Here is a 15,265-nt window from a genome sequence, read left to right as displayed (position 1 = left end):
ACACCCAAGTATATCTTGGTAGTGCTTAATCTTTCTCTGGCTGTGGGAATAATAGTCGTTACTATTGTTAGAGTGAAAGTGGAGGCGATCGCAGCCCCAGAAGGCGAAGACTGGATGATTATCACTGTAATTGTCAAATTCTTTTGAGCAGGAGGTTCCCGTGAAACTGACTTACGATCCGAGATACAACGTAGCTTATATATACCTGCAAGAAAAAACCGCACAGGTAAAAACTATCCAAGTTAGCGAGCAAATGAATGTGGATATTGCCCCAGACGGTACTATTTATGGAATTGAATTACTCAATGCCAATCAACAACTAGGGGCGGATAGTCAAGGAAAACTGATTGTTGTCAACGAAGCTTTAGGAGAATATTCTGAGATTAAACTCGCACTATAACTGCCTTAATAAAATTATGTTCAATACAGATTAAAACCTACCATGAAAGCCTACGAGTTTCCAGCAAAAGTCACAGATGAAGGGAAAATAGAATTTCCCGATACTCTCTTAAAATACTTGGCAGCTAACCAAGAAGTCCGAGTTATTGTTCTGGTGCAAGAACCAACTGATACAGAAGAGGAAAACGCTGCTTGGCAGATCCTTGCTGCTGAGCAATTATTAGCTGGCTACAGCGAGGAAGATGCTATCTACGACAATATTTGAAATATGCCAAATTATCAATCAGGAGAAGTTCTCTTACTCGCACTACCGTTTGCCGATGTAACAACATCAAAACTCCGTCCTGTGCTGGTACTTTTGGATGCAGGAGATGAAGATATTGTTGTTGCACGAGTGACAAGTCAAACAACTAAGACTGTTTTTGATATTGAGATTGTAGAATGGGAGCAGGCAGGTTTGTTGCGTTCGTCAGTGGTTCGACTCCATAAGGTGAACACAATAGAAAAGCGTTTGGTCAATCGTCGATTGGGAATTTTAACCGCTAGCGACTGGACGCAAGTTAGAGAAAGAATACAACAAATATGGTATTCTATTTGAGCCAGTTTAAAAAAATATTTACTTGCCCAATTTTTGAGGTGCGTTTTCAATCAAAAATGAAAAAATCAAAAAGACGTAAAAATCAGTGGTCAAATGAACTAAACGACATCATTCGAGGCGCATCGGGCGGCTTTTTGTTCGGGATTCCCCTGCTTTATACGATGGAGGTTTGGTGGATAGGTTCGTATACTAAACCAGCGGCAATGTCGATCGCGATCGCAACTACTTTTCTCGTCGTTTTCTTGCTGACTCGCACTGAAGGTTTTCGCAAAACTCAAGACATCCGCTGGCTAGATGCTGCAATCGATACCGTAGAAGCGATCGCCATTGGCCTTGTCAGCGCCGCTTTTGTCCTGTTTTTGCTCAGGGAAATTACCCCGGAGACTCCGCTGCAAGAAACTTTGGGGAAAATCATCTTTGAAGGCCTGCCGTTTGCGTTGGGAGTAGCGCTAGCAAACGGTTTCTTGAGCGGCGATCGCTATCAAAGCTCAGACAGCGAAAAGGAACCTAGCATCAATCCAACTGTAGCAGATATCGGCGCTACTTTAATCGGCGCGATGATCATTGCTTTCAATATCGCCCCAACTGACGAAATTCCCATGCTAGCGGCAGGTATTTCGCCGCCTTGGCAATTAGCAATTATCGCCGCCTCGCTGCTAATTTCCTACGGTATTGTATTTGTAGCAGGCTTTACTTATCAAGCAAAACGGCAGCAGCAGCAAGGGCTTTTTCAGCGTCCCCTCAGCGAAACTGTCATGGCCTATTTAGTGTCGCTGGTGGCTTCTGCATTTATGATGTTTTTCTTCCACAAACTCAGTTTTGACGACCCGTGGTCGATTTGGTTGAACTATACGTTAGTATTGGGATTGCCCGCGACTATTGGCGGCGCGGCGGGGAGGTTGGCGGTATGAGTGAAAGCAATAACGAACAGCAAGAAAAAAGAACTCCTGCTGAATGGGTGACATTTGCGATCGCCTGCTCGATCCTTTTTACCCTCACCGGACTCGTAATCTACAACTGGGTGACTAAAAAGCAGGAACCTCCGATTATTTCTGTCACTCGGAACACGCCTATTCGCGAAAATCAAGGGCAATTTTACGTACCGTTTACAGTGACAAACACGGGCGGCGAAACGGCTGAATCAGTGCAAATTATTGCCGAATTGCGCGTAAATGGCGAAGTTGTAGAATCCGGCGATCAACAAATAGATTTTTTGTCAACCGGCGAAACTCAAGAAGGAGCTTTTATCTTCAGCCGCAACCCCAGTCAAGGTGAGTTAATTGTGCGATCTAGCAGCTACAAACTGCCTTAACACAGATAAAACTCGGCGGTTAAAACCTTTTCACCTTCGTGAACTCTTTCTCTTCCTACCCTACCCTTCACCGAACCCCTGCGGGGAACGGGAACGGCTTCGCCGAACGCGCCCTTAGCGTCTTCGCGGTTCGTTCAATCTCAAAACCCCCTTGCGCGTTGGCATTTATTGCTAGATTCCGCGCAGGCGCGATTTCAATCGCTCTGGAATTGCGATCGAGCTAACGCTTCACGAGATTGTGTTCCCACTTCCAAACACAGCTAGAAATCAAATTCGTGCAGATATGAGCCGTAATTGGCACTAACAAATTCCCAGTAGCTAAAACGCTGTAACCCAACAGCAATCCGACAGCCGTTGCCCAAACAGCATAAGGCCACTGATCCAGGGCTCCCAAGTGCAGAATGCCGAAACAAAAACTCGATAAAACTAAACTGGTAACATTCAATCCCAAAGCAGACAGCATCACGCCTCGAAATAGCAATTCTTCGCTAAGTCCCGGCAGCAGTCCCAGCCAAATTAAATCCGGCCAAAACAAAGGTTTGAGCACTACTTCCAAGTAAACATCAGCACTCCGGCGATAAGCTGGCCAGAGGTGATAAACGATCGCACTGCCACCTGTAATTGCCAGTCCGAGCGCACATCCTTTGAGCAAGTCCATTCCTATCAATTTGACTGGCAAAAGCGATACCGATCCAAATAGCAACCACAATTTAGCTACCGCCAGCAACATAATTGCTGTCACGCCCATTGCTACTAAAACTTGGGTGCGCGTCAAGGGTTCAATTTCAGGATTTCCGGGAAGTTTTTCTGCCACTTAATCACTTTTAGATTTGAGGTTTTAGATTTGAGATTTGTTGGGTTTAGTCAGACAAACAACGCAGGGGGGAGATGTCTGCGCCCAAGGAAGCTGGACTGATGCCCGATCGCAAAGCGACCAAAACTCCGATCGCCTCTAAATATGAGTTTACCTGCAAAGCTTTGATTCCGAGTTTTTCTGGAGTCGCCTGCATCTGGGTTTTGTTGTCGCCGACAGCGATGATTTGTACGGACGATCGCCCACTCAAACTCAGAATAGCACTGCCGCCGCAGGCTGTGGCGGGTATCACCACCGCATCGACTCGATCGGCCCACAAACCCTGAGACTCGAAATCTCGCCTGTTTGCATAGAATTTCTCTCTTGTGGGGAGTAGGGGTTGGGCATCTTGCCCGCCCAATACCTGCGTGCCGGCATCTTGCCCGCCCAATACCTGTGACAGGCAAGATGCCTGTCCCACAGTAGGAGTGATAAATTGTGACAGCCCAGATGCCTGTCCCACAGTAGGAGTGATAAATTGTGACAGCCCAGATGCCTGTCCCACAGTAGGAGTGACAAACTGGGGTGATTTGCTCAAGCCGGCAAGCACACAAGGTAGGAAAGTATAACCGATTTCCTCAGCAGCCGATCGCGGGGACAGGTGCGGATCGAGGGGAAGCGCAGACAACGCCGGGGCGTGGGCGCAGGGGATTTTAAACGTTTTGACGACGAGGTGGCTGATCACAGCTTCCGCGCCGGCGAGGGGGTCAACTCCTTTGCCACGGCGGTAGTTTTCGAGGGCGAGGCTGCCTTCATCGTCGGGAAATCTGGCTACAACTGCGATCGCCTCTACTCTTGCTTGTGTGATTAATTTTTCTGCCGCGCGCAATAAACTGTCGGGATTGCCGATCGTCCCCCAGGATGCCCCTGATTCAGAAATACGCAATTCTACTTGCAGGGGGCGATCGGTTAAAACACAATCGGTTATATTCAAACCCAATGTAGCTCTAGCAGCATCAGCCGCTTGCAAGTGCCGCAACTGCAAGTCTGGTTCAATGCCAGCATCGAGGATTAAGCCGATGCGATTTTGATGTACCGGTTGCAGTCCCCAGCATCCGGCAGCAAATTTGTCAAGGGCGTAACCTTCAACGTAGAGAGCGTTAGGTATCGGCCAATAAAGTTGAGCGCCGTTGAGAACGTTGGGGTGAGTGATCAGGGTGTCTGAAATTTGGGCGATCGCCCTAGCCACGGGCAGCGCATCTCCTGCAAAGCCCCCGATCGAGGCTCCAACGCCTGTGGGGACTATCAAAACCACTGTCAAAGGGCGGGGGTTCACGGTGTTGCGGGGGATGCTTCCACGAGCACGTAGCCTTCTACCACAGCCTTTTGCCGATCGACATCCACGTCTGTGACTGCCCACCGCAGGGGTTCGCCGTGCTTTTGCAGTTCAATTTCTATCGCCGAGTGCAATTCTTCGGCGGTATCGTGGAGGTCAACTTCTGCGGAAATGAAATGGGTAGTCATCGGGCGATCCATAGTGATTTTACTGTGATCGGTACTTAGCTCAATTTTAGCTTAGCCCTAGGATTTACCGAATTGGCGATCGTACACAATGTCTTCTTTTTCGGTTTCTATCTTCAAGTTCGATCGGGGATAAGCAACACACAGTAACACATAACCTTCTGCCTGAAGTTCGGGACTAACGCCCATGCCATCAACTTGATCGACTTGACCCTCAATAATTTTAGCAGCGCAAGTAGTACAAACCCCCGCATTGCAAGAACTCGGCAACTCAATGCCGGCGGCGTTGGCGGCGCGGAGAATTTGTTTATCTTCGGGTACTTCTACGGTATAGGTAGTGCCTTGGTGGATCAATTCAACAGTGTAAGTCTTAGACATATTTCAATTATTGGTTTTAATTCCCCAATTGGAATTTACGCTAGATTTGGAAACAAAGCAATCAGTATTTTACCGCTGTTTGTGCTTTTGTGCAATTTTACAACTGCATTTTTTATTGATAATTTTTTTTATTAAATGGCTGGGCGAGCGATGGCGTCCCGCCCCGCAAGCTACGGAATTTTGTCAATGACTTTTTCACAAATTATTACAAGCCTCACGACGGAACTGTGCCACACAGCACTTATACCTAATTAATTTTTTGCCTTCAAGCCAACAACTCATCAACCGCCACACTAAAACCAGGCAGCACTAGCTGAGTGCTGACTGTAGAACCCAAGTTAAAAGTTAACTTTTGAGTTTGAGTCATTATCAATATCCAGCGACTTTCTGGAAAAACCATCCAAACTTCCAGACAACCCGAATCTAAATATTCTTGTGCTTTCAGAAAAATTTCTTCCGCAATATCAGTAGGAGAAACTATTTCAGCAATTAACGGCGGACTTTGAGGCAAAGTAGGAACATCACCATATTGTGAGACTAATTCAGGAGTCAGATAAGCTACATCAGGACGGCGCACTCGCCTGTCAGTACGGCAAGGAACTTCTGTATACACTTCGCCGCCTTGTCCGCTAGAATCTTTGTAATTTCCCCAAGCACGATCTAGTCTAGATTGGATTCGACTGTGTTTTACTGTCATGCCATTTTTCTCCGAGATTTGCCCGTCCACCCATTCCATATCATCGGCGGGACAGGCTATAAAGTCTTCTAGAGAAACATTTTCTGATAAAACGGCTGCCATTACCATAGCCATTTACTCCCTTTTGCAGAATTCACTCATATTGTAGCAATCAATTGGTAATGGGTAATTGGGAATTGGTAATTGGGAATTGGGAATGAGTTGATTGGAACTGAGATATTGCACCATTTTCAGCAACAGGCAAGATGCCTGTTCCACAAGAAAATTAATATCTTTGTGGAACAGGCATCTTGCCTGTTCATAAAAGGCTTATTGAGAATGGTGCAATATCTCCGTTGGAGTCAAAAAATAACCCATACCCGATGCCCAATGCCCCATGACCAATTTACTCAATATTAATTTGATTGGGAGGCTTAGGCTGATTCTGTTTGTCATCCTTCAAAGTTTTACGCCCAGAACTAGCATAATCCTTATAAAAATCCACAAACATCTTTGTCAACTGCTGCAAAGAAAGTTGTTCCCCATTAATTTGAGATTTCATATAAGCTTTAAGCACTTCAATGTAAGCCAAACCGAGGGCAAGCGTGAGAGTTGCCGCCGTTGCACCGGAGATTGCACCGCCGACAACAGTACCCGCACCAGGAATCATTTTAATCAAATTAGTAACAATACTTCTGCCGACAGCAGTCACACCGCCAGCGCCGCTAATAGCAGACAGCATCGCCGAAATAAACCCCTTATCAAAGGGCATTCCAAAAATCACAGTAATATTAGCAATCATTGCCGTTTGCATCGTCATCAAAATCGGCGCATCAGCAAACGGTACAGGAGTGGCGCCGACAATTGCGGAACCTGCAACATAAGCACTTAGATACTTAAATGCCATATCGGATTTGAGCGCAATATTTGCAATTTGTTCTTTAACAAAAGCTTTTTTAGCTACTTCGGGCAGCAGTTGAAAAGTTGCATCTACCAACTTGTCTAAACCGTGAGATTTTACTGTATAATCCTCATCAATTTCTTCCGGCTCAGCCATGACGGGGATAATTTGACTGACTGGTAAATTCATGTGTTCCAGTTGCTTGAAAAACTCGCCCGGCTTTTTAGATGTGGTCTGAGTCAGCACTAAAAGAACTGGTACGTCTTTGACTTCCATTTCTTTTAGCCAGTTTTCCTCGACAGATTCTATTCTATTGGCGCTGTGATTGATGCAGTACCAGATGACGTGAATGTGTTCTTTGGGGTGCAGGAGTCTTTGGTCTTCAATTAGTTTAGCAACGTTTAATTGAATAACTTTAATTTGTTCGGCGTTGAGTTCGAGTCCGGGAGTATCGTAGACGGTAATTGGGCAATTCGGTTTGGTATATTGGCGAATGCCTTGAGTGATGGGGCGGCCGACTCCGGTTTCTGCTAAGCGTTGGCGAAAAACGGAATTTATTAGGGTACTTTTGCCGACACCAGTTTTGCCGATGACTAAAACATTGCACTGTCCCACTTGGTTTTCTGCGTCTTTGAAGGCGTAGTAACTTCTATTTAAAAGCTCGTCTAAGGAAAAGTCGTCTGACATGGTGGTTTGCTCCGATAATGGTGGGATATCGAATCTGGATTAAACACCACCGAATAGAATTCGGAGGCTACACAAACGAAGGATTAAACACCACCGAATAGAATTCGGAGGCTCTACAAACGAAGATTAAACACCACCGAATAGAATTCGGGGCTATACAAACGAAGTCCGCCTACGCGGACTGGGGAGTCTTAAAGATATTGTAGCAATTTAGTTTGATGTTTAAGCTAGCAATCGATCGACCTCGATGCTAAAACCGACCAGGATTTGTTGGGTGCTGGCGGTATCGCCGGATCGAAATGTCAATATTTGATTTTGAGTTATCACAAATACTAAATGACTTTCGGGAAAAACTAACCAGACTTCTTCACAGCTAGATTCTAAATATTCCTGTGCTTTGAGAAAGACATCTTCAGCGATATCGGTGGGTGAAACTATTTCGGCAATTAAGGGAAAACTTTGGGGTAAAGTGGCAAGATTGCCAAATTGTGCAACTAATTCGGGTGTGAGATAAGCGACATCGGGGCGGCGAATTTGTTGGTTAGTGCGACAAGGAACCTCGACATAAGCTTCTCCCCCTTGTCCGCTAGAATCTTTGTAATTTTTCCAAGCATCCCCCAGGCTTAACTGAATTTTACCCGTCTTTAGTGTCATGCCATTTTTCTCCACAAGTTGGCCGTCTACCAATTCCATGTTGTCGGGCGGAGCGACCGTGAACTCTTCTAGAGCTAAATTGTCTGATATTATGGTAGCAGTGACCATAGTTATTTCCTCGTTTTTACAAAATTCACTTGTTACTATTATGGCTGATCTGCAAGGCCGATCGCACTTTGACCGACACTGCTGAAATTATACGGTAACGCCGTCAGGCCGAGCAACGTAGGCTGACTTGCTTCTAATAGCGACAGCTTTTAACGTATCGGTTGTCGGCATTACGGGTATTTCCGGCGATCGACTTATGCAAATAAATTAGTTCCTCGGCTCATTTTTACAGAACAGCACGCAGAGGGAACCTTACAATAGCGACATTCCCAATCGGTAGGTTTTGGGTTGGGAGGTTGAGAATTACAAAGCATAGCAATTAACTGCTGCAAACGCTGTCTAAATTGCTCATTAACATACCACTTGGCAATATCTAAAATGCCATCTCGATAAACTAAGCGCCCGTGCGGAATGTGACCTTTAAACAGATTTTTGGTTTCGGGTGCAAAGGGCAACATTGACATATAGAGGAGCACTTGCATTTTATGTGAATCTTTGCGCTTGCCTGTTTTGATATCTTCGACAACAGCCCAATCATCTTTGATAGCAATGATATCTGGTCTGCCGGCAACGCAGATATCAAAGGTTTGACCTTTATATTTGAAGGAATTTTGATTTTCAACATAGACGGTGAAGCCTTCTTTTTGCAGTTGTACTGCTCGTTGAATCAGCTTTTCTTCATGTTCTGAGGGGTCATAGGTACTCAGTTGTTTTTCAAATTGATAGTGAGTTCGTTGCCATAATGCGTGTAGGCAATCTTTTTCGGTTGCTAAAAGTTCGGCAATCCCAGTTACAGTGGCGTAGGGATTGAATCTTTTTTGCGCTTGTGTTGGCATATTTTTTATAGGTGTGTTTGGGATATCTTTACGATGACACCCACTCCAAAATGATGTCTAGTTAATTTTAGATAATTGTTGGTGATAATAAATGAGAATTTTGAGTGATTAAATAATTGCAAATAATGTCTAATTATGGCAAATTATTTTAAATAATGACTTACGCTAAGGAGTTGCCCGCTAGAGACAAGCTTGCTAAGATAAGCTGATAAGGCTGAGTTATGGCAGTGGATGTATGAATCTTAAGCAAAATTTTCACAACCAAATCGCTGAATCGCTATTTCCTGGAAACCTGAGTGAGGAGAAGGCTTGTTTTCTTCGGCGATTCGCCCCGGAGAATCACCCGGACAACAGAGTAAGCACTAATAAAGAAATTGCTAAACTAATGGAAGATGATTTAGTAGTTTATTGCAAAGACAAAATAAATCAAACCATTGGGAAAGTGATTAAGGTATTTCACAAAGCCTACGGAGAAGAGATGAAAGCGGATGGCGTGAATATTGAGGCGCTGTTAAATCTTAAAGCAGGAGGGACACTTAAAGGAAAAGAAGATCAAGAGAGTCAGAAAAAATTTAGTCCTTGGAAAGAGGCTTATAAGTGGCTGTGGAATCATAAATACCTGCGGTGGGTTGACATTAATGGTTGGGAGATTTTAAAGAAACAAGCTAAAACGGCTCCCGATTGGATACAGTTTTTAACTGAGCAAGAAATGGCATCAGTGGGAGTTGGTACTAGAGCACTTAAGCCGCTATCGCCTCGGTCTTCGGCACGAAAAGTTGACCCCACAATTCCAATTAATCAGCCGTTGTCGATGAGGGTTGATTTGGCATATCCTAACTATCAAATGCTTTTGTTGTATCGCAGTGCTGAGATGAAATATATACTCTGTCCATCTTTGGGATATGCACCTAATGGTGTGAATCAACCACCGATGACGCTGCCTCAAGAGGGTTCTGTGGCAGATGATAATAAAGAAATGTTTTCTTTTGAAGAACTAGGAAAGGAAGAATTTTTAGCAATAGCAGTGGAGAAGCCTTTAAATTTACCTTGGTTGATTCCCCGTGAAGAGGAAGCTTTACCGGAATGGAATGCTGAACGGCTTAAAGAGTTATTTGAACACTTGGAAAAACAAGGCAATTGGCAAGTCTTTTATCAATGTTTTGAGGTTGTGGAAAAACCGTAACTAGGTTTTTCAAAGAAATCTGGTTTTTCACCTACTCAATACTTTGAATGAGTTTAATGTTATTTCTCAGCCATTCATTGACCAAAACTTGCACCTCAATCTTTTTATGCTCAGCAATTTTAGTCACAAATTCCTCGACATCGGGTTCGAGATAAATGGGATAATGAAACGTAGCATCAGGGTGGTAAAACTTGCCTTGTTGTGCTTGGGAAAAGTCATACTCTGATTTCATAATTTCCTCTCTTGATAAGCTTGGCTTTCAGTGATATTAGCTTTACGGGCTGAAATAATCCGAATTATACAGGAGGTGCGATCGGTTTGTTCAAAGGTATGGATAACAACCCTTAAAACTCCTGTTTCATCTAAGCCTATGGTAATCCATCTATCTTCATCTTGACTGTGTTCTTCATCATAGATTGTTAATTGAGAAGGATCGCGAAAAACAGTTGATGCCAAACGGAAATTTAATTGATGCTTGCGAATATTTTGCTTTTCTTTGGCTGGATTCCAATCAAAGTTATAATCCAAGGCAATTTATTATGGTAAGTTAAGGTGGAATTAAATCATAACATAAATGATGAGTTTATGCAATAATGTGATTTTTGAACATTTTATAGTTTAACAAACCTGGTCGAGCGGCTATCAGATAGCATCCCAAATACTCCCCACGTTCGCATAGAAAGAAGAAAAACAACAATGTACGAAAATCGCAGCGCCGCCTATTGGCAAATTATCCAAAAATTGCTCAAATGCCCCAGTGGGGAAGAACAACAAATACTAAACGCACACTTTGACTTACTCGACCCCGGACTTTTGCAAACGATAATCGCGGTTGCTAAAGAATTTGATGACAGTGGCAACCAAGATGTGGTTAATTTTTTAATTTACCTTGCCTTGCAACTGGGAGAATTTCTAGGTACTAACCAGCAGCCGACAGCAATCAGAAAACAGACATCCGATATTTTATTACAGTGGGGTAGTGAGCAATTTTACATTAGCCATTTTCTTGTCGCTTTTCAGTGCTGGCAACAGTGCCTTATCATTTATCAAGCCATTCACGATCGTCAAGGGGAAGCGAGTTCTTTCGGAAATTTAGGCATTACTTACTGTTCTATGGGAGAATACGAACAAGCGATCGCTGTCCACGAAAAGTCTTTAGCCATTAGTCGGGAAATCAAATACAGCGAAGGGGAAGCAAGTTCTCTGGAAAATTTAGGCCTTGCTTACAACTACCTGGGAGAATATGAACGAGCGATCGCTTTCTACAAACAGTCTTTAGCCATTTTTCAGGAGATGAAAAACCCTCTTGGGGAAGCAGCTTCTCTGGGAGGCTTGGGCACTGCTTACGACTATCTGGGAAAATATGAACGAGCGATTGATTATCACGAACAATCTTTAGCCATTTTTCAGGATATCAAAAACCGTCAAGGGGAAGCAAGTTCTCTAGGAAGTTTAGGCAATGCTTACCGCTCTCTGGGAAAAAATGAACCAGCAATTGCTTTCTACAAACAGTCTTTAGCCATTTTTCAGGAGATCAAAAACCGTCAAGGAGAAGCAAGTTCTCTGGGAAGTTTAGGCACTGCTTACGACTCTCTGGGAGAATATGAACGAGCGATTGATTATCACGAACAATCTTTAGCCATTTTTCAGGAGATCAAAAACCGTCAAGGGGAAGCAAGTTCTATAGCAGCTTTAGGTAATGCTTACTATTCTTTAGGACAAATTGAACGAGCGATCGTTTTCTACGAAAAGTCTTTAGCCATTTTTCAGGAGATCAAAAACCGTCAAGGGGAAGCAAGTTCTCTCGCAGGTTTAGGCATTGCTTACCATTCTCTGGGAGAATATGAACGAGCGATTGATTACCACAAACAGTCTTTAGCTATTAGGCAGGAGATCAAAGACCCCCTCGGGGAAGCAGGTTCTCTGGGAAATTTAGGCAATGCTTACTATTCTCTGGGAGAGTATGAGCGAGCGATCGGTTTCCACGAACAGCATTTAGCTATTAGTCGGGAAATCAAAAACCGTCAAGGGGAAGCAACTTCTCTGGGAAATTTAGGCAATGCTTACTATTCCCTGGGAGAATATGAACGAGCGATTGATTATCACGAACAGCATTTAGCTATTAGTCGGGAAATCAAAAACCGTCAAGGGGAAGCAAGTTCTCTGGGAAGTTTAGGCAATGCTTACTATTCTCTGGGAGAATATGAACGAGCGATTGATTATCACGAACAGTCTTTAGCTATTGAACGGGAAATCAAAAACCGTCAAGGGGAAGCAAGTTCTCTGGGAGGCTTAGGCATTGCTTACGACTCTCTGGGAGAATATGAACGAGCGATTGATTATCACGAACAGTCTTTAGCTATTAAACGGGAAATCAAAAATTGCCAAGGGGAAGCAAATTCTCTTAACAACATCGGCATCGTTTACCGCCGATTGCAGCAAACAGAGAAAGCTATTAAGAACTATCAAGACTCCCTCAAAATTGCTACTTCCAAAACTATGCCACCCGAATGCTTCGCAGCCGGTCGAAACCTCGGTAACATCGGCTTTACCCAAGGCGACTGGCAACTCGCCTTAGAAGGATACGAACCCGCCATAAAAGCAGTCGAACAACTCCGCAAAGGTTCAACCACCGACGATCGCCGCCAAAAAATCATTGCAGAAGCCATCTCAGTTTACGCCAACGCCGTCCAATGCTACATCAACCTCAAACAATACGATAAAGCCGTCGAAACCGCAGACCGTTCCCGATCGCGCCACCTCGCCGACTTATTCGCCAGCAAAGACCTCTACCCCCAAGGCGAAATTCCCCTCGAAGTCGAAGAATACTATCGCCTGCAACAACAAAGCGATCGCTTGCGTATTTCTGACAATGACGAAATGAAAGCACTCCCAGCAACTCGCCAACCAATCCCCAACGGCGACGCTATCATCGAAAAGATTCAAGAATTAGAAGATGAAAAAAAGAAAGCTTGGCTAAAAATTCGCAGCAAAGACCAAGTTTTGGCGGCTCAATTGCAACCAGCCCCCCTCAGTTTCGACCAGATGCAAGCCTTAATTCCCGATCCCGAAACCGCCATCCTCAATTTTTACACCACTGATGAACATACCCACATTTTCATCTTGCGGCAAAATCAATCAACCCAACTCCACACCTGCGAAGGTCAAGGACTTGAAACGTTGCAAGATTGGCTATTCAACAACTGGTTAAAACCTTATGCCGAAAAGCCAACCGCATGGCAAAATCAAATGGGTGAATTTCTCCACGAACTCGCTAACCGCCTGCAAATTAATCAATTAATTTCCCAACATCTCAATGACATCAAAGAACTGATTATCATCCCTCACCTGTACCTGCATCAAATCCCCTTTGCTGCCTTACCATTAAACGAGATTCCCATTCCCCAAAGCGAGACAGCTTCCGACAGAACACGCGGCTTAAAACCTCTCAGCAAACCCACCATCACCCCTGCCAAAACCCCACCCCAAAAACAACCCGAATACCTCAGCGATAAATTCCGCCTCCGCATCGTTCCCAGTTGCCAAATACTCAACTTTTGCCACCAGCGAGGCAACCTCAAACCAGCCACAATGGGAATCGTCGAAAATGCCACAGGCGACCTAGTTTTCACTGGCTACGAGTGCGAAACCCTGGCAACCATGCACCAAATTGATAAAAATTCTCGCCTCCAAGATCAGCAAGCAACTATCGGCAACTATCACAACTTACTCAACCAAGTGCAAGTCCTCCATTCCAGCCATCACGCCAGTGCCGATCTGAATAATTCCTTAGAATCAAAACTGCATTTATTTGATGGCGATATCAACCTCGGTCGTGTTTTTACCTGGAGATTTACCGACTTAGCTGAAGTGTTTCTATCCTGCTGCGAAACTAATTTAACTTTTACCCAAATTACCGACGATCCGCTCTCCATTGCTAGCGGTTTCCTCTGTGCGGGGGCGCGAAATGTGGTCAGTACCTTGTGGGCTGTGGATGATTTAGCAACGGCTTTGTTTTGTATTTTATATTATCAGGAAAAGCAGCATAATAGCCGTTCGGAAGCGCTACGAAAAGCACAATTGAAGCTACGAAGCTTGACAGGCGATGAGTTTTATGCTAAATATAAACGGCAGTTAGAGGATTATTTTGAGCAACAAAAAGGAGAAAAGCAAGCAGAAAGTCTCAAAAATGTGCGATTGCGATTAGATTTGCTTTGTCGGCAAGCATTGCCGTTTGTCAGTCCATATAATTGGTCAGGGTTTGTATCGCAGGGTTTGGCGTAGGAGAAACAACAGCATTTAGAAAGGTTCCTTGCTAATCTATCCTTGATTCTCTCCCAGTTTTCTGATGAGAAATCTGACTTCTTCGAGCAGAATATTAAATCGTTGGTCATTTTCTATTTTGTACTGTTGAAAATCTCGCTCCCGCCGTCGCGCTTCTTCATCCCGCAGCCGCATTTCTTCATTCCGTTGAGAGTCTCTTTCTAAAATAGCATTGACAGCACCTACAAGCATATCGACATTGCGGTTAGTTTGTTCGATATTGCGAGTCGTTTGCTCTACAGTGGAAGCCAAGTCATCCACAGTGGAAGCCAAATCATCCACCATTTCATCTGTCCAGCGTTCGGTTGTCATTCTTCTTCTTCCTTTACTTTGTTCAATCAATATTTTATGACAGTTTGCTTCTATTTTTAGTCGATCGCTCTTCTTAGAAATGTTCCAGCAGAGATTTCTCTTGTGCATAAACCTTTCGCAGTGAATCTACACCGATCGCCCCCAACATCAATTTAATCACCCCCACCAATTCCCCCCACTCCAACAATTCAGAAACACAAACAGCTTTGTGAAATCTATCCGCATAAAAATCCACCCAAAAATCCGGCGCGTGTCTCTCTTTCTGACTCGCCCAACGGCGCTTCCAATAACCAAAATCTAAACCAGAGGGCGATTCCACTCCCAAAACAGGCGGAAAGTCGGCATAACTCACAAACCGACTCATCCCTTTGGCGTGCACGTACAGGATATGCGCCCAGCACTCGAAGCGATATATTTGTTCTAACTTGATTTTCAGCAGCCGCGCGATCGCCTCTTTCGTCACAAACCGGCTCAATCTGTGTCTGGGGGTTGATTTTGGTCGAAAGCTTGCTAACATGGTTGATACATCCCACTTGATGGGAATTTTCAATGGTTGATACATCCCACTTGATGGGAATTTCAGA

General features: G+C 44.3%; 19 protein-coding genes. 7 read left to right on the top strand and 12 right to left on the bottom strand.

The annotated features are described in order from the left end of the window. Positions 1–160: 160 nt before the first annotated feature. The 5 genes from QUA16_RS09195 to QUA16_RS09175 are packed head-to-tail and all read left to right on the top strand — an operon-like array spanning position 161 to position 2,309. On the top strand, positions 161–400 hold the full coding sequence (locus QUA16_RS09195) for a DUF2283 domain-containing protein (RefSeq protein ID WP_333102822.1): 240 nt from the start codon (positions 161–163) through the stop codon (positions 398–400). Positions 401–442: 42 nt separating this feature from the next. Then, positions 443–664, top strand: coding sequence for a hypothetical protein (locus QUA16_RS09190; RefSeq protein WP_172184599.1), 222 nt, complete (start codon positions 443–445; stop codon positions 662–664). A 3-nt stretch (positions 665–667) separates the two neighbouring features. Beyond that, a complete protein-coding gene (locus QUA16_RS09185) occupies positions 668–997 on the top strand; it encodes a type II toxin-antitoxin system PemK/MazF family toxin (RefSeq protein ID WP_333102821.1) in 330 nt (109 codons plus the stop codon). 56 nt (positions 998–1,053) lie between these two features. Further along, on the top strand, positions 1,054–1,908 hold the full coding sequence (locus QUA16_RS09180) for a TIGR02587 family membrane protein (RefSeq protein ID WP_333102820.1): 855 nt from the start codon (positions 1,054–1,056) through the stop codon (positions 1,906–1,908). Then, complete coding sequence (locus QUA16_RS09175; protein WP_333102819.1) at positions 1,905–2,309, top strand: TIGR02588 family protein; 405 nt, start codon at positions 1,905–1,907, stop codon at positions 2,307–2,309. The genes QUA16_RS09180 and QUA16_RS09175 overlap by 4 nt, the downstream gene beginning before the upstream one ends. Before the next feature lie 220 nt (positions 2,310–2,529). Here the strand turns inward: QUA16_RS09175 and QUA16_RS09170 are convergent, their stop codons facing one another. From QUA16_RS09170 to QUA16_RS09135, 8 genes are all read right to left on the bottom strand, one after another. Next, entirely contained in the window at positions 2,530–3,123 is a 594-nt protein-coding gene (locus tag QUA16_RS09170; protein WP_333102817.1) for a CPBP family intramembrane glutamic endopeptidase, read from the bottom strand. Between the two features lie 46 nt (positions 3,124–3,169). Then, on the bottom strand, positions 3,170–4,438 hold the full coding sequence (locus QUA16_RS09165) for a DUF3326 domain-containing protein (RefSeq protein WP_333181102.1): 1,269 nt from the start codon (positions 4,436–4,438) through the stop codon (positions 3,170–3,172). After that, positions 4,435–4,626, bottom strand: a complete 192-nt coding sequence (locus QUA16_RS09160; protein WP_333102814.1) for a hypothetical protein — start codon at positions 4,624–4,626, stop codon at positions 4,435–4,437. The genes QUA16_RS09165 and QUA16_RS09160 overlap by 4 nt, the downstream gene beginning before the upstream one ends. A gap of 57 nt (positions 4,627–4,683) precedes the next feature. Continuing rightward, a complete protein-coding gene (locus tag QUA16_RS09155; protein WP_333102813.1) occupies positions 4,684–5,001 on the bottom strand; it encodes a 2Fe-2S iron-sulfur cluster-binding protein in 318 nt (105 codons plus the stop codon). Between the two features lie 265 nt (positions 5,002–5,266). Beyond that, complete coding sequence (locus QUA16_RS09150; protein WP_333181101.1) at positions 5,267–5,812, bottom strand: Uma2 family endonuclease; 546 nt, start codon at positions 5,810–5,812, stop codon at positions 5,267–5,269. A gap of 271 nt (positions 5,813–6,083) precedes the next feature. Continuing rightward, positions 6,084–7,265, bottom strand: coding sequence for a GTPase (locus QUA16_RS09145; RefSeq protein WP_333102812.1), 1,182 nt, complete (start codon positions 7,263–7,265; stop codon positions 6,084–6,086). Positions 7,266–7,487: 222 nt separating this feature from the next. After that, positions 7,488–8,027 (bottom strand): Uma2 family endonuclease, encoded by a 540-nt coding sequence (locus tag QUA16_RS09140; protein ID WP_333102811.1) that lies wholly within the window; start codon positions 8,025–8,027, stop codon positions 7,488–7,490. Between the two features lie 194 nt (positions 8,028–8,221). After that, positions 8,222–8,863: a PD-(D/E)XK nuclease family protein gene (locus QUA16_RS09135; RefSeq protein ID WP_333102810.1), complete on the bottom strand. Its 642-nt coding sequence runs from the start codon at positions 8,861–8,863 to the stop codon at positions 8,222–8,224. Positions 8,864–9,098: 235 nt separating this feature from the next. On the opposite strand from QUA16_RS09135, the gene QUA16_RS09130 reads away from it, so the two are divergent. Next, positions 9,099–10,046, top strand: coding sequence for a hypothetical protein (locus tag QUA16_RS09130; RefSeq protein ID WP_333102809.1), 948 nt, complete (start codon positions 9,099–9,101; stop codon positions 10,044–10,046). 31 nt (positions 10,047–10,077) lie between these two features. Here QUA16_RS09130 and QUA16_RS09125 read toward each other — a convergent pair whose 3' ends face one another. Next, positions 10,078–10,278, bottom strand: a complete 201-nt coding sequence (locus tag QUA16_RS09125) for a hypothetical protein (protein WP_333102808.1) — start codon at positions 10,276–10,278, stop codon at positions 10,078–10,080. Further along, positions 10,275–10,574, bottom strand: a complete 300-nt coding sequence (locus QUA16_RS09120) for a BrnT family toxin (protein ID WP_333102807.1) — start codon at positions 10,572–10,574, stop codon at positions 10,275–10,277. Before QUA16_RS09120 ends, QUA16_RS09125 begins: the two co-directional genes overlap by 4 nt. A 168-nt stretch (positions 10,575–10,742) precedes the next feature. On the opposite strand from QUA16_RS09120, the gene QUA16_RS09115 reads away from it, so the two are divergent. Continuing rightward, positions 10,743–14,330 (top strand): tetratricopeptide repeat protein, encoded by a 3,588-nt coding sequence (locus QUA16_RS09115; protein ID WP_333102806.1) that lies wholly within the window; start codon positions 10,743–10,745, stop codon positions 14,328–14,330. A 36-nt stretch (positions 14,331–14,366) separates the two neighbouring features. Here QUA16_RS09115 and QUA16_RS09110 read toward each other — a convergent pair whose 3' ends face one another. Both QUA16_RS09110 and QUA16_RS09105 read right to left on the bottom strand, forming a co-directional pair. Then, positions 14,367–14,681, bottom strand: a complete 315-nt coding sequence (locus QUA16_RS09110) for a hypothetical protein (RefSeq protein WP_333102805.1) — start codon at positions 14,679–14,681, stop codon at positions 14,367–14,369. A 73-nt stretch (positions 14,682–14,754) separates the two neighbouring features. Further along, complete coding sequence (locus QUA16_RS09105; protein ID WP_333102804.1) at positions 14,755–15,198, bottom strand: hypothetical protein; 444 nt, start codon at positions 15,196–15,198, stop codon at positions 14,755–14,757. Positions 15,199–15,265 lie beyond the last annotated feature (67 nt).

This window comes from Microcoleus sp. S13_C3, from assembly GCF_036700905.1.
Lineage (GTDB): Bacteria > Cyanobacteriota > Cyanobacteriia > Cyanobacteriales > Microcoleaceae > Microcoleus.
This window is presented reverse-complemented; position numbering and strand designations above follow the sequence as displayed.